The sequence below is a fragment of the Sorangium sp. So ce131 genome, assembly GCF_051519095.1.
Taxonomy (GTDB): Bacteria; Myxococcota_A; Polyangia; order Polyangiales; family Polyangiaceae; genus Sorangium.
On record NZ_CP150455.1, the window covers coordinates 6517418 to 6531269 of the forward strand.

General features: G+C 71.7%; 8 protein-coding genes. 6 read left to right on the plus strand and 2 right to left on the minus strand.

Translation table 11 applies throughout. The features are described 5' to 3' along the window. The first annotated feature begins 356 nt into the window (after positions 1–356). Positions 357–1907 carry an Hsp70 family protein gene (locus WMF43_RS23795; RefSeq protein ID WP_437683420.1) on the plus strand — a complete coding sequence of 517 codons (1551 nt, stop codon included), beginning with the start codon at positions 357–359 and terminating at the stop codon, positions 1905–1907. Positions 1908–1928: 21 nt separating this feature from the next. On the opposite strand, the gene WMF43_RS23800 is transcribed toward WMF43_RS23795, so the two are convergent. Further along, the gene (locus WMF43_RS23800; protein ID WP_437683421.1) at positions 1929–2867 is read right to left on the minus strand and encodes an AEC family transporter; all 939 of its coding nucleotides are present in this window, start codon (positions 2865–2867) and stop codon (positions 1929–1931) included. Between the two features lie 881 nt (positions 2868–3748). On the opposite strand from WMF43_RS23800, the gene WMF43_RS23805 reads away from it, so the two are divergent. Beyond that, entirely contained in the window at positions 3749–5128 is a 1380-nt protein-coding gene (locus WMF43_RS23805) for a phosphatase PAP2 family protein (protein WP_437683422.1), read from the plus strand. A gap of 186 nt (positions 5129–5314) precedes the next feature. Here the strand turns inward: WMF43_RS23805 and tkt are convergent, their stop codons facing one another. Next, on the minus strand, positions 5315–7303 hold the full coding sequence (gene tkt / locus WMF43_RS23810; protein ID WP_437683423.1) for a transketolase: 1989 nt from the start codon (positions 7301–7303) through the stop codon (positions 5315–5317). Positions 7304–7487: 184 nt separating this feature from the next. Here tkt and WMF43_RS23815 point away from each other — a divergent pair, with 184 nt between their 5' ends. The 4 genes from WMF43_RS23815 (at position 7488) to WMF43_RS23830 (ending at position 13851) form a co-directional block, all read left to right on the plus strand. Continuing rightward, positions 7488–8186 (plus strand): response regulator transcription factor, encoded by a 699-nt coding sequence (locus WMF43_RS23815; protein WP_437683424.1) that lies wholly within the window; start codon positions 7488–7490, stop codon positions 8184–8186. After that, positions 8176–9669: a sensor histidine kinase gene (locus WMF43_RS23820; RefSeq protein WP_437683425.1), complete on the plus strand. Its 1494-nt coding sequence runs from the start codon at positions 8176–8178 to the stop codon at positions 9667–9669. The genes WMF43_RS23815 and WMF43_RS23820 overlap by 11 nt, the downstream gene beginning before the upstream one ends. A 120-nt stretch (positions 9670–9789) precedes the next feature. Then, on the plus strand, positions 9790–10992 hold the full coding sequence (locus tag WMF43_RS23825; RefSeq protein WP_437683426.1) for a metallophosphoesterase: 1203 nt from the start codon (positions 9790–9792) through the stop codon (positions 10990–10992). Between the two features lie 792 nt (positions 10993–11784). Continuing rightward, complete coding sequence (locus WMF43_RS23830; protein WP_437683427.1) at positions 11785–13851, plus strand: lectin; 2067 nt, start codon at positions 11785–11787, stop codon at positions 13849–13851. Position 13852 lies beyond the last annotated feature (1 nt).

A 13852-nucleotide genomic window follows, 5' to 3' on the forward strand; every position in this document is an offset into this window, starting at 1 on the left:
GCAGAGCGGGCTCGAGATCTTCTAGTTCCGCAGACGTCTTGGCAGGGATCACGGCGAGAGAAGAGAGATTTCAACGCAAAGGCGCAAAGGCGCAAAGACGCAAAGACGCAAGGACGCAAAAATACAAAGAAAATTCTGGTTTGCGCCTTTGCGCCTTTGCGCCTTTGCGTTAAAAATCTCTCGGGCTTCCTGGCCAGACTTGTGACGCTCGGAATTAGGCGCGGACCGGACCGCAGCCTGTGAACCGGCTCGACGCCGCGCGCTCGCGTGAAAGGGCCTGCTGATCCGCTCGCCGCCGCGGGGTTTCACCTCGGGCAGCCGGATGTGGCAGCATGCGGGCCGGAGGAAACCTGACCGTGCGTCTCGGAATCGACTTTGGAACCACGCGGACCGTGGTCGCGTGCTGCGACCGCGGGAACTACCCCGTCATCAGCTTCCAGGACGCGGCGGGGGACACCGTGGACTTCTACCCCTCGGTCGCCGCCGAGCGGGGCGGCGAGCTCAGGTTCGGCTTCGACGCCCTCGCGGTCGCCTCGGACCCGGAGTGGACCGTGCTCCGGTCGTTCAAGCGCGTGCTCTCGGGCCCGCGCGCGTCGCCGGACTTCGAGGTCGAGATCGGCAGCACCAAGCTCCGCGTCCTCGACCTCCTGACGCTGTTCCTGAGGTCGCTCCGCGACGCCGTGCTCCACCGGTCGAACCGGCCGAAGAAGAAGCACGACGACGGGCGCCTCATCTCGGTCGTCGCCACCCCGGCGAACGCCCACGGGACGCAGCGCTTCGTGACGCTCGACGCCTTCCGCCGCGCCGGCTTCGAGGTCATCGCGCTCCTGAACGAGCCCTCGGCCGCGGGCTTCGAGTACACGCACCGGCACCGGAGCACGATCACCTCGAAGCGCGAGCACATCATCGTCTACGACCTCGGGGGCGGGACGTTCGACGCGTCGCTCGTGCACATGACCGGGCGCAGCCACGACGCCGTGGCCACCGCGGGGCTCAACCACCTCGGCGGCGACGACTTCGACGCGGCGCTGGCCTCGATGGCGCTCGAGGCGGCAAAGGTCGCGCCCGAGGCGCTGCCGGCGCGCGCGCTCGCGGCGCTCGCGGACCAGTGCCGCGAGGCGAAGGAGCGCCTCAACCCGAACTCCCGGCGCATCGTGATCGACCTCGAGAGCTGCCTCGGCGACCTCGCGCCCGCGAGCGAGGTCACGATCGCCGCCTCCGACTTCTACGACCGCTGCGCGCCGCTCGTGGAGGCGACGATCACCGCGATGCAGCCGGTGATGGCGCGCCTCGACGCCGGCGCGGGCGACGCGCTCGCCGAGATCGCGGGGATCTACGTGGTCGGCGGGGCGAGCTCGCTGCCGATCGTCGCCCGGGCGCTGCGCGACCGCTTCGGGCGGCGCGTCCACCGGTCCCCCTATCCCTCGGCGGCGATCGCGATGGGCCTCGCGATCGCCGTCGACGAGGACGCTGGCTTCGAGCTCTCCGACCGGCTCTCGCGCCACTTCGGGGTGTTCCGTGAGAGCTGCGGCGGGGACGAGGTGGTCTTCGATCCGATCTTCGACCGGGAGGCGCGCATCCCCTCGAGCCACGAGGCGCCGGTCGTCTCGCGGCGCGTCTACCGCGCGGCCCACAACGTCGGTCGCTACCGCTTCGTCGAGTGCGCCGCGCTCGACCGGCTCGGCGTGCCCCACGGCGACATCACGGCGTTCAACGAGGTGGTGTTCCCCTTCGACCGCGGGCTGCGCGACCGCGCCGGCGAGCTCGCCGCCGAGCCCGTCCAGCGCCTGAGCGGCGAGGGCCCGCTGATCGAGGAGCAGTACGCGATCACGCCGCACGGGATCGTCGAGGTCACCATCACGGACGTGGAGGCGGGGTACCGGCGCATCTACCAGGTCGGGGCCTGACGGCGCGGGCCGCCGGCGAGGTCACCCGAGCAGCCGGCGCACCACCTCGAGCACGACGGGCAGGCTGAGCACCGCCCCGAGCGTCGTCACGACCGCCGTCCCGGCGGCGAGCTGCCCGTCGCAGCCGTACCGGGCGGCGACGATCACCGAGACCATCGACGTCGGCATGGCGGACTGGAGGACCGCCACCTCGGCGTTGGTCCTCTCCAGGCCGAGCGCGAGCGCCGCCCCGAGCGCGACCGCGGGCGACACGAGCAGCTTCACGGCGGCGAAGGCCGCGAGCGGCCGCACCCGGCCGTGGAGCGAGCGCAGATCGAGGCTGAGGCCGAGCGCCAGGAACACGAGGGTCGGGGTCGCGCTCCCGAGCGCGTCGAGCGCCCGCTCCAGCCAGACCGGCAGCGGGATGGGCAGCGCGTGCAGCGCGAGGCCGATCGGGATCGAGGCCACGGCGGGCTGCCGGAGCAGCTGGAGCAGGCTGCGCGCGTCCACGGCGCCGCCCGAGCCCATCCGGGCGGCGAGCGCGACGCCGAAGGTCCAGAGCAGCACCATCGTGACGATGGTGTCGATGAGGATCGCCGTCCCTGCCGCGCCGCCCGCGCCGCCGTAGAGGGCCAGCACGACGGGCACGCCGAGGAAGCCGGTGTTGGAGAAGCTGCCGACGAGGCCGGCCGCGCCCTGCGCGGCGCGCGGCAGCCCGAGCGCCCGCGCGACCGCGACGCCCGAGACGGCGCACGCGAAGAGCGCGACCGCCGAGGCGGCGACCGCGCCCCAGGCGCCGGCGCCGATGCCCGCGCGGCGCAGCACGGTGATGACCAGCGCGGGCGTGGTGACGTCGATGACCAGCCGGTGAAGCACGGCCGCGTCCGTCTGGCCGGCCCGGCCCGCGGCGCGCAGGAGCACGCCGACGCCGAGCACCGCGAACAGCGCCAGGAGCTGCGAGATCAGATCGCCCGTCGGCACGCGCGGCCTTGTAGCTCCGCCAGGGGCGACGTCCAGCGCTCTCGTCGCTGACGAGGTCCGCTGGCGCGCGGGTCACCGCACGCGTCTCGCCGGCGAGTCGGCCGGCGGCCGCGTCGCTGCGCCGCTTTCGGCGGCGGCAGGGCAGCTCTCCGCGGTCTCGCCGGTGCAGCACTCGGCCTGGTTGGCGCCGAACAGCGGGCAACGGCCGTTCACGCAGGCGGCGTGACCGTGGACGTAGGCGAGCGGGCACGTGCAAAGCGGGCAACGCATGGGGACACCGGGTGGGGGCGCGATCTTCCTGCTCCTGAGTACATCGATCCGCCGCCTGCGCGCTCGTCTTTCGTCGCCCGCCGGACCGTGGCTCGGCGGAGCGAGCCACCCGGGGACCGCCCTCCGGCCCCGATGAGCCCACGGACGGACCCGAGCTCAGGCTCGGTATTGCGCCCGCCACATAGCGATTCCAAATCGCTCTTACTCTGACATGTCGTGTCGGTTGCGCGCAGCGGCCCCAGCTGGTAGATTGGAATCGAGCATAACGCATACTATCTTGGCGAGCGACCAGAACGAAGATCGCTGTCCGGTAGATGGCATGCGGGCTGGATTCCCGGCGCCATGAGAGGTGCACCTCCCGCCGAGGAGTGACCGGCGGCCGACGGCGCACGCCCCGTACGTCCACGCTCGCCTGCGTGCAGTTGCCGGCGTCGAGCGGGTCGATCGGATAGACACGAAGCTCGAGCTCGCCGTGATTGGTTGATCCACGCCTCTCGATCCTCCCGTGGCCCTACGTCCCGATGACCATCAGGACGGCGTTGTCTGCGATGGTCATCCTCGAGGACTCGATTCAAAGGAGCCTGACATTGAGCTGTTCAGCCGCGAGATGGGTGCCCGTCTCTTTCGTCGTCGCAGCCACCTGCCTGCTCGGAAGTCGAGCGTACGCGCACGCGCCGGAGCGGCGGGGAGACCCGCCGCACAGAGACGCGGTCCTCTACTGGAACGCCGTCGCCCTCGACGCGGTCGCAGAAGACTACAGCGACCCCACCGCGCCGCCGGAACAGCGCGGGCCGACGCGCGTATCACGGGCCCTCGCGATCGTTCACGCGGCGATCTTCGACGCCGTGAACTCGATCGTCCACAAGTATGAGCCGTACTCCGTCGACCTCGACGCGCCGGGCGCGTCCATCGACGCGGCCGTGGCCACCGCAGCCCACGGCACGCTGACGGCGCTTTACCCGCGTCAGACGGACGCGCTCGACGCAACGCTGCTGGTGTACCTGGCGGAGATCCCCGCGAGCTCTGCCAAGGAAGACGGCGTCGCGCTGGGCATCGTCGTCGCCGACGAAACCCTCGCGGAGCGGGCGGACGACGGGTCAGACGCCCCGATGCCTTACGTCCCGCGTTATGCGCCCGGCCAGCACCGCGAAGATCCTCTCTACCCCGATCAGGGGTTCTTGACCCCCGGCTGGGGGAACGTGCGGCCGTTCGCCATCGACAGCGGCGACGAGTTCCAGCAGCCGCCGCCGCCGCCGCTCTCGAGCGCCGAGTATACTGTCAGCTTCTACGAGGTCTTCGCGCTGGGCGGCGACGGCGCGATCACCCCGACGCTGCGCACGCCCGAGCAGACCGTCATCGGGATCTTCTGGTCGTATGACGGCGAACCGCGCATCGGGGAGCCGCCGCGGCTCTACAACCAGGTCGCGCGGGTGCTCGCGGTCCAGAAGCGCAACTCGGAGGTCGAGAACGCCCGTTACTTCGCGCTGGTCAACATGGCGCTGGCCGACGCCGCCATCGCCACATGGGACACGAAATACCATTACAACTTCTGGCGGCCGATCGTCGCGATTCGCCTGGCCGACATAGACAGGAATCCGTTGACGGTGGTCGACAGGAACTGGACGCCCCTCGCATCCCCCGGCAGCAACGGGGGCCCGCTGCACATGACCCCAGCGTTCCCGTCGTACGTCTCTGCGCACGCGAGCCTCGGGTCTGCCCTGTTCCGGGTGTTGACCCGTTATTACGGCAAGGATCGCATCCCCTTCTGCTTCATGTCCGACGAGTTCAACGGGAGGACGACGGATGCGCAGGGCAATGTCCGCCCCGAGATCACGCGCTGTTACTCCGGCTTCCGTCAGGCGGCTCAGGAGAACGCGGTGAGCCGCATCTACTTGGGCGTCCACTGGAGGTACGATTCAGTGTACGGGCTCCGTCAGGGGAGCGACGTCGGAGACGCCGTCTTTGACGGTGTCCTCCGGCCGCTCCATTGACGGCTCCGCCAAGGAGCCGCCGCAGCGCGGCGAGCGGCGCCGAGCAGCACGGCGCCGCGGGCGGAGCGTGGGAGGGAGGCGAGGACCGACGAGGGCATCCCCGACCCATCGCAGTGACCGCACTGCAGGACGGCCGGCCGCTCGATGCAGGCCGGCCGCCCGCGGAGGGGCCCCCTCCTCGACCCCTCAGGGCACGAGGTCCTGTACGGCCTGGATGATGGCCTGGGGATTCATGCCGAGGCGATCCATCACGATGTCGCCTGGCGCGCTCGTCCCGTAACGGTCGATCCCGAGCGCGATGCCCTTCGAGCCGACCCACTGGTGCCAGCCGAAGGTGACGCCGGCCTCGAGGGACACCCGCCGCGTGCACGCCGCCGGTAGCACGGCCTCGCGGTAGGTGCGGTCCTGGCGCGCGAACCGCTCGACGCAGGGCATCGAGACGACGCGGACGCCGGCCCCGAGCCTCTTCGCGGCCTCGACGGCGTGCTGCACCTCGCTGCCGGTCGCGATCAGGATGGTCTCCAGCGCCGCCGTCTCCTTCACGAGGACGTAGGCCCCGCGCCGGACGCCCTCGCGCTTCGTCGCGGCGTCGCCCGGCAAGAGCGGGACCGCCTGACGCGTGAGCGCGAGGACCGTCGGATGATCCGTGCGCTCCAGGGCGGCGATCCAGGCGCCGGCGGTCTCCTCGGCGTCGGCCGGCCGGATCACGTCCAGATCCACGATGGCGCGCAGCCCGGCCACCGTCTCGACCGGCTGGTGGGTCGGCCCGTCCTCGCCCACGCCCACCGAGTCGTGCGTGAAGATGTAGATGACCGGCAGGTGCGACAGCGCGGCGAGGCGGATGCTCGGCCGCAGGTAGTCGGCGAACACGAGGAACGTCGCGCCGCTCGGGCGCAGGCCGCCGTGGTAGGCGACGCCGTTCATGATCGCCCCCATGCCGTGCTCGCGGATGCCCGCGCGGATGTTCCGGCCGGCGGGGTGCTCCGGATCGAAATCGGTGCTCGACGCGATGTAGTTGAACGTCGATCCGTACAGGTCGGCGCTCGCGCCGATGAGCGAGGGCACGGCCTCGGCCACGGCCTGCAGCACGGTCTCGCCCGCCTTGCGGGTCGCGACCTTGGTGCCGGCGGCGAAGGCCGGGACGCGCGCGTCGAGGTCCGCGGGCACCTTCTTCGCGAGGGCGTCGTCGAGCTGCTGCGCGAGCTCGGGGTTCTTCTCCCGCCAGGCCGCGAACGTCGACTCCCAGGCCGCACGCGCCTTGCCGAGCACCTCCTTGCGGCTGGCGAAGAACTGCTTCACCTCCTCGCTCACGTAGAAGTGCTCCGGGGGCAGCCCGAGGCTCTTGCGCGCGGCGTCCACGAACTTGGCGCCGCCCTCGCCATGGGCCTTCTGCGTGCCGGCGACCTCGGGGATCCCCTTGCCGATCAGGGTGTGGGCGATGACGAACTTGGGCTTGCCGCTCTTCGACGCCCGCGCCTGGCTGAGCACCCGGTGCACGGCCTCCAGATCGTTGCCCTGCTCGACGCGGAGCACCTCGAAGCCGTAGGCCTCGAAGCGCTTGCCCGTGTCCTCGCTCTGCGTCTTCGCGGCCATCGCGTCGAGCGTGACGTCGTTCGCGTCGTAGATGAGGATCAGGTTGTCGAGCTTGAAGTGCCCGGCGAAGGCGGCCGCCTCGGCGGCCACGCCCTCCTGGAGACACCCGTCGCCGGCGAGGCAGTAGACGGTGTGGTCGAAGATCGTGTGCTCCTTCGTGTTGTAGCGGGCGGCCAGCATCTTGGCGGCCACCGCGTGCCCCACCGCGTTGCCCACGCCCTGACCGAGCGGGCCCGTCGTCGCCTCGACGCCCTCGGTGTAGTGGTACTCGGGGTGGCCGGGCGTCTTCGACTCCCACTGGCGGAAGCGGCGGATGTCGTCGATGGACAGCGGGTACCCCGACAGGTGCAGCCATCCGTAAAGGAACATGCTGCCGTGGCCGGCGGACAGGACGAAGCGGTCGCGGTTCAGCCAGTGCGGTTCGCTCGGGTCGTGGCGGAGGAGGTCGCCATACAGGACGGCGCCGATCTCGGCGGCGCCGAGCGGGAGGCCGAGGTGACCGGACGAGCAGGCGTGGACGGCGTCCATGGCGAGGCCGCGGGCCATCGTGCACGCGGCGGCGAGCTTGGCGAATTCAGGCATGGCGCGCACTGTAACCTACTTCGCCGCGAAACGCGCCCTCTCGCGCACCCTCCCCGCTCCCGCCCCCTCGCCCCCTGCCCGCTTTCGCCCGGCCTCGCCGTCCGGCGGAAGGCCGCCGGCGTCGCGGCCGAGCCGGCGTGGCGGGAATGGACGCTGGCGTCCCGGGTTGCCATCATGCGGCGGCATGGCGCGCATCCTCCTCGCCGACGACGATGCGTCGCTGCTCGACGTGCTCAGCCTCGCGTTCGAGGAGGCCGGGCACGCGACGTTGACCGCGCGTGATGGAACCACGGCGCTCTCCCTCATCCGCAAGGAGCGGCCCGACGCCGCGGTGTGCGACGTGAACATGCCCGGCGTGGACGGGTTCTCCCTGTGCCGGCGCCTGCGCGAGCAGGGCGACCTCGTGCCGCTCATCCTGCTCACGTCGCGCGACAGCGAGATCGACGAGACGCTCGGGCTCGACCTCGGCGCCGACGACTACATCACGAAGCCGTTCAGCATGCGCGTCCTGCTCGCGCGCGTGAGCTCGCTGCTGCGCCGGGAGGCCGCGCGCCGAAAGACGGAGGCGGCGCCCGCGTCGGTCGGGAGCGGCCCGCTCGAGCTGTCGCCCGAGCGGCTCGAGGTCCTCTTCCACGGCCGGGCCATCGTCACGACCGTGACCGAGTTCCGGCTGCTCGAGGCGCTGGTCCGCCGCCCCGGCGTCGTGCTCTCGCGCGCGCGGCTGCTCGCGATCGTCCGCGGGGACGAGGCCGTGGTCATCGATCGCATCGTCGACACGTACGTGCGGCGGCTGCGCCGGAAGCTCGAGCAGGTGGACCCCGCGTTCGATCGCATCGAGACCGTCGTCGGCGCCGGCTACCGCTTCCGCGCCTATGGCAGCTGATCCGGGCGCGCGCGGCGGCCCGCCCCCCTTCTTCCGCTCCCTGCGCCTCCGGACGACGGCGCTCGTCGTCGCCGTGCTGCTCGCGCCGATGCTCTTCGTCTTCGCCTTCCTGCTCGTCGAGCGCCGCGCCTGGTCGCGCGTGCTCGGCAACGCCGATTTCGCCGCGCGCGAGGCGGCCGCGGCGCTCGACGCGCTGGGCGGCGCCTCGCCCGCCGACCCTCGCGTCCACGAGCGCCTCGACGCCCTGGCGAGGACACACCTGCTCCGGCTCCGGCTGGTCGACGCCGCGGGCGAGGTCGCCGCCGACGCCGACCACGATCGGGGCACCGACCTCGGCCAGCGCGTCGGCGACCTCCTCCTCGGCGCGATCGAGGCCGAGGCGCTCGACGCGTTCGACGCCGCCCTCGGGCCCCTCGGGCAGCGCGCGGAGCTCGCCGAGGCGCGGCGCGGGCTCGCCGCGCGCGGCTGCGAGTTCTCGAGGAGCGCCACGCTGCTCGTGTGCCACGCGGTGAGCGCGACCCGGAGCGGCTACGTCCACGCGCAGGACAGCTCGCGCAGGCCCGCCGCGCACCTCCTCTACCTGCGCGGCGCCCTGCCGCGGCTCGTCGCCATCACCCTGCCGCTGTCGCTGCTGCTCGCGCTCTTATTGACGCGCAGCTTCGTGCGCCCGCTCGAGGCGCTCCGGCGGCGCGCGCTCGCCAAGGTCCACGAGCCGACCCCGCGGGCCGATCTCCCGCTGCAGGGGCCGGCCGAGCTCCAGGACCTCGCCGCGGCGTTCAACGCCCTCCTGGCGACGCTCGAGGAGCGCCGCGGGGCGAACGAGGCGTTCGTCGCCGACCTGGTGCACGAGCTCAAGAACCCGGTCGCCGCCATCCGCGGCTGCGCGGACGCGCTCGCCGACGCCCCTGCCGAGCGGGAGCGGGCCGCCCGGCTATCGCGGCTCCTCAAGGAGTCGAGCCACCGGCTCGACGCGCTCGTCAGCCAGTTCCTCGAGCTCGCCCGCGCCGAGGCCGGGATGCCGCACGAGGAGCGGTCGCGCGTCGATCTCGCCGCGCTCGCCCGGGGGATCGTGGACGCCATGGCCGACGACGGGCGCTTCCCCGGGGTCCACTTCGCCGTGTCCGGCGCCGCGCGCGCCGAGGTCGTCGGCGTCGCGTACCGCCTCGAGTCCGTGCTCCGCAACCTGCTCGAGAACGCGGCGTCGTTCTCGGGGCCCGGCGGCGAGGTGCACGTCGCGATCGCCGCGCGCGACGACCGGCGCGTCGAGGTTACCGTCTCCGACACCGGGCCCGGCATCGCGGAGGAGGCCCTCCCGCGGGTCTTCCAGCGCTTCTTCACGACGCGCGGCGGCGAGCGCGGCAGCGGCCTCGGGCTCGCGCTCGTCCGCGCCGTCGTCGAGGCGCACGGCGGGAGCGTGAGCGCCTCGTCGACCCCCGGCCGGGGCGCCACCTTCCGCGTCGAGCTGCCCCTCGCGCCGCCCTGAGGGGGCTCGCGCCTCGAGCCGCCGCCTGAGCGGGCTCGTTCACACCGTTTTGACACCGGGAGCGCGATCCTTTCATGGGGGGTTCGCGGGGCGCTCGAGGCCGCTCGGTACACCTCCCGGGTGTTACCACTCCTGCCGCTCCCCCCCACCCTACAGCTCTTCCTCATCGTCCTCGCGCTCGGCGCGGCCTCGGCCGCGCTGCTCGCTCGAGAGCTCTTCCGGACCCGCGCCGCGCGCGCCCTGCTCGCCGTCGCGTACGCGATCCCGGCGATCGGCCTCGCGCTCTGGGAGGCCGGGCGCGAGCCCTGGGCCGGCCTTGGCGTCCGCCTCGCGTGGACCGGGCTCGTCGTCCTCGCGCCCGCCACGGCGCTCCTCTTCGCCGCGGCGCTGATCTTCCGCTTGTTCGCCGCGCTCCGCCGCGGACTCGCCGCGCTCCGCCGCCCGCGCCCCGCCGCCCGCGCCCCCTCGGCGCCCGACGGCTCGCGCCGGGCCCTGGTCCAGGCCTCCCTCTCGGTCCTGCCCGCCGCCGCCGCGACCGCGAGCCTCCGCGGCCTCGCGGACGCGCCGGACGAGCCGCGCGTCCGGCTCGTCCGGATGCGCTTCCGCGGCCTGCACCCCGACCTCGAGGGCCTCAAGATCCTTCAGCTGAGCGATCTCCACCTCGGGGTGGCGAAGCGCGTCGAGCACCTCGAGGCCTCGCTCCGGCGCGTCGCGCCGCTCGAGCCCGACCTCATCGTCCTGACCGGCGACGTGGCCGACGACCTCGGAGAGCTCCGGGCCGCGCTCGACGCCGTGCACCGGCACCGGCCTCGGCTGGGCGCCTTCGCCGCCCTCGGCAACCACGAGTACCTGCACGACATCCGGCGCACGCGCCCCATCTACGAGCAAAGCCCGGTGCCCCTCCTCGTCGACCGCGGGGTCACGCTCGACGTCGGCCGCGCCGCGCTGCACATCGCCGGCGCGGACGACCCCGTGGCGCTGGGCGGCGAGGGGCTCTGGAGCGCGCTCGAGCGCTCCGTCGCGCGCTGCCGCGACGGCGCCCCCGACGACGCGTTCCGGCTGCTCCTGTGCCACCGCCCCGAGGGGTTCCGCGCCGCGGAGGAGCGAGGCTTTCACCTGACGCTGGCCGGGCACACGCACGGCGGGCAGATAGGCCTCCTCGGCCGCAGCGTGTTCCAGTCCCTCTGGCCCGAAGAGTACCTCTGGGGCACGTACACCCGCGGGGAGAGCCGACTGTACACGACCTCCGGCTTCGGCCACTGGTTCCCGTTCCGGCTCGGCTGCCCTACCGAGGCGCCGCTCATCGTGCTCGAGCGCGCGTGAGCGCCGGGGCGTCCCCGTGAAGAATCCTTGTCGGCGATCGACTCCGGACATGGCGCACACGGCACCACCCGCCGTTCTGCCGATCAACACAGGCAGAGCCCACGGGCTCACTCGCTCGCACGAGATGGTCCACGCCCCGCCGGAACAGGCACACGATAACCGTGCAGCGTCGCCGCCCCCCGCGTCCGCCCATCCGCGGCGAAGCACGGCGATGCACGCGCGTCGGGGCGTGATGGACTGAGGCGCTTTTGCGCCGCGCAGCGCTCACTGAGGCACTTTTGCTCCAGGCGACGATTGTGGTCCAACCGCGCCGAGGGAAAAGAGCGGTGGTACGCCGGCTGCACGCGCGAAAACGCGATCATTCTTCTGGCCGACGGGAATGTCCAGGCACGAGACCGCCAGATTCTCCGAAAATTCTCGCCCTGTCGCAAACGATTGATAATGGAAGTCATTCAGTCATTTCATTGACGCGCTGAACAGGCGATCGGCCGGGAGCGCTCGGCAGCTCGGCGCGGAGAGCCGCAGCCTCCTCGCGAGGGGATGCTCGTTCGGACGAGGTCGTTGCGCGCCTGGTCGAGTATGATAGGAGAAGCAGGCTTCCTCGGCGTAGCCGCGATCACTTCGATTGCCAGAATTCGTCGCGGGCCAGGCCAGGCGAGATCGTACGAGGTGGATGCCGAGGCGTCGCATCAGCGTCGTCTAGGGCTGCCCATTCGGTGAGCATAACGGACTGCCAACTTAGATGGGACGATCATGAAGATACGTACGCGATCACGGTATTGGATGACCGCAATGACCGCGCTGGCGCTCCTCCCCGCCGGCTGCATCGAGGGCTCCGGCGAGGTCACGGAGGAGATCGCCGCCGACGGGGCGCCGGTCGTGACGAGCTCCCCCTTGATCAGCGTCGAGTCCGGGCGCTGCCTCGACGTCAGCGGGAGGAGCACGTCGCCGGGGGCTCGTCTGCAGATCTACGACTGCCATGGAGGGGACAACCAAGGCTTCAACTTCACGGCCGCCGGCGAGCTCCAGGTCTACGGTGGGACCTTGTGCGTCGAGGCGCCGTCGACCGCCGGGTCCAGGGTGGTGACTGCCAGTTGCAACGGCCAGGCCCGCCAGAAATGGACGATGAACACGGACGGCTCCATCGTCAACCAGCAGTCCAGGTTGTGCATGGATGTCGAGGGACGGCGGACGGCCAACACCACGCCCGTCATCGTGTGGAGCTGCAGCGGCCAGCCGAACCAGCGGTGGTCGATGCCCGCGTCGTCGGACACCCAGCCGCCGACGCCCCCCTCCGGCCTGCGCACGAGCAACGTGACGTGCACCTCGGCGACGCTCTCCTGGTCTGCGTCGACCGATGACGTCGGCGTCGCGGGCTACGACATCTACCACGACGGCCAGCAGATGACGTCGGTGTCCGGCTCCACGCTGTCGACGACCATCACCCTGGTGCCGGGCGCGCAGTGGGGGCTCTACGTCAACGCGCGCGACGCCGCGGGGAACGTCTCCCAGGCAAGCCCCACGCTGACGCTCAGCGTGCCGCACTGCGAGGCCGACACGCAGCCCCCGACGGCCCCGAGCGGCCTGACCGGCAGCGCCTCCGGGACCAGCGTGACGCTCCGGTGGAACGCGTCGACCGACAACATCGCGGTCACGGCATACGACGTTTACCGCAATGGCACGAAGGTCGGCACGGCCGCTGGCACGGCCTCGAGCCCCCCGGCGACGACGTTCGTCGACAGCGGGCTCTCGGCGACGACGGCCTACACGTACCACGTGATCGCGCGCGACGCGCAGAGCAACGCTTCGCCCGCGAGCGGCTCCATCTCGGTGACCACGGGGGGAGGCTGCAGCACGGCGATCTGTGAGGTCGTCCAGGTCGCCACGGACAACGATGTCCCGTGGGGCCTCGCCCCGCTGCCGGACGGCAAGATCGTCTACAGCCGCAGGGACGCCGACGACATCATCCGCCTCGACCCGAGCACCGGCGCGAAGACGACGCTCGGCACGGTGCCGAACGTCTCGGGCACGGACGGCGAGGGCGGCCTGATGGGGCTGGCCATCGCGCCGACGTTCGCGACCGACGGCTGGTTGTACATCATGCACACGTCGCCCTCCGACAACCGGATCGTGCGGATCAAGGTCGTCGGCGACAGGCTCGACACGGCCACGCTGCAGGTGCTGGTCTCCGGCCTGCCGCGCAACAAGTACCACAACGGCGGCCGGCTGCGGTGGGGGCCGGACGGCAAGCTCTACGCCTCGACGGGCGACGCGCAGAACGCGAACCTGGCGCAGGACACCAGCAGCCTCGCCGGGAAGATCCTGCGGATCGAGCCCGACGGCCGCGTCCCGTCGGACAACCCCTTCGCGAACTACGTATGGAGTTATGGCCATCGGAACCCGCAGGGGCTGGCGTTCGACTCCGAGGGCCGGCTCTGGGAGCAGGAGTTCGGCAACAGCAGGATGGATGAGACCAACCTCATCCAGAGAGGCGGCAACTACGGCTGGCCGAACTGCGAGGGGACCTTCTCGGCGGGCGGCAGCGGCTGCAGCACGCCGGGCTACATCGCGCCCAAGCGCACTTACCCCACCTCCGAGGGCTCGTGCAGCGGGATCGCGATCGTGGACGACGTCCTCTACGTCGCCTGCCAGCGGGGGGCCCGGCTGTACCGCGCCGTCATCAGCGGGACCAGCCTCACCGACGTGCAGCAGTTCTTCAACGGCACCTACGGTCGCCTCCGCACCGTCGAGCCGAGCATCGACGGCAACCTCTGGCTGACCACCACCAACACCGGGGACAAGGACAGCGTCCCCAACAACAGCAACGAGCGGATCTTCCGCGTCATCCTGGGCGGCTGAG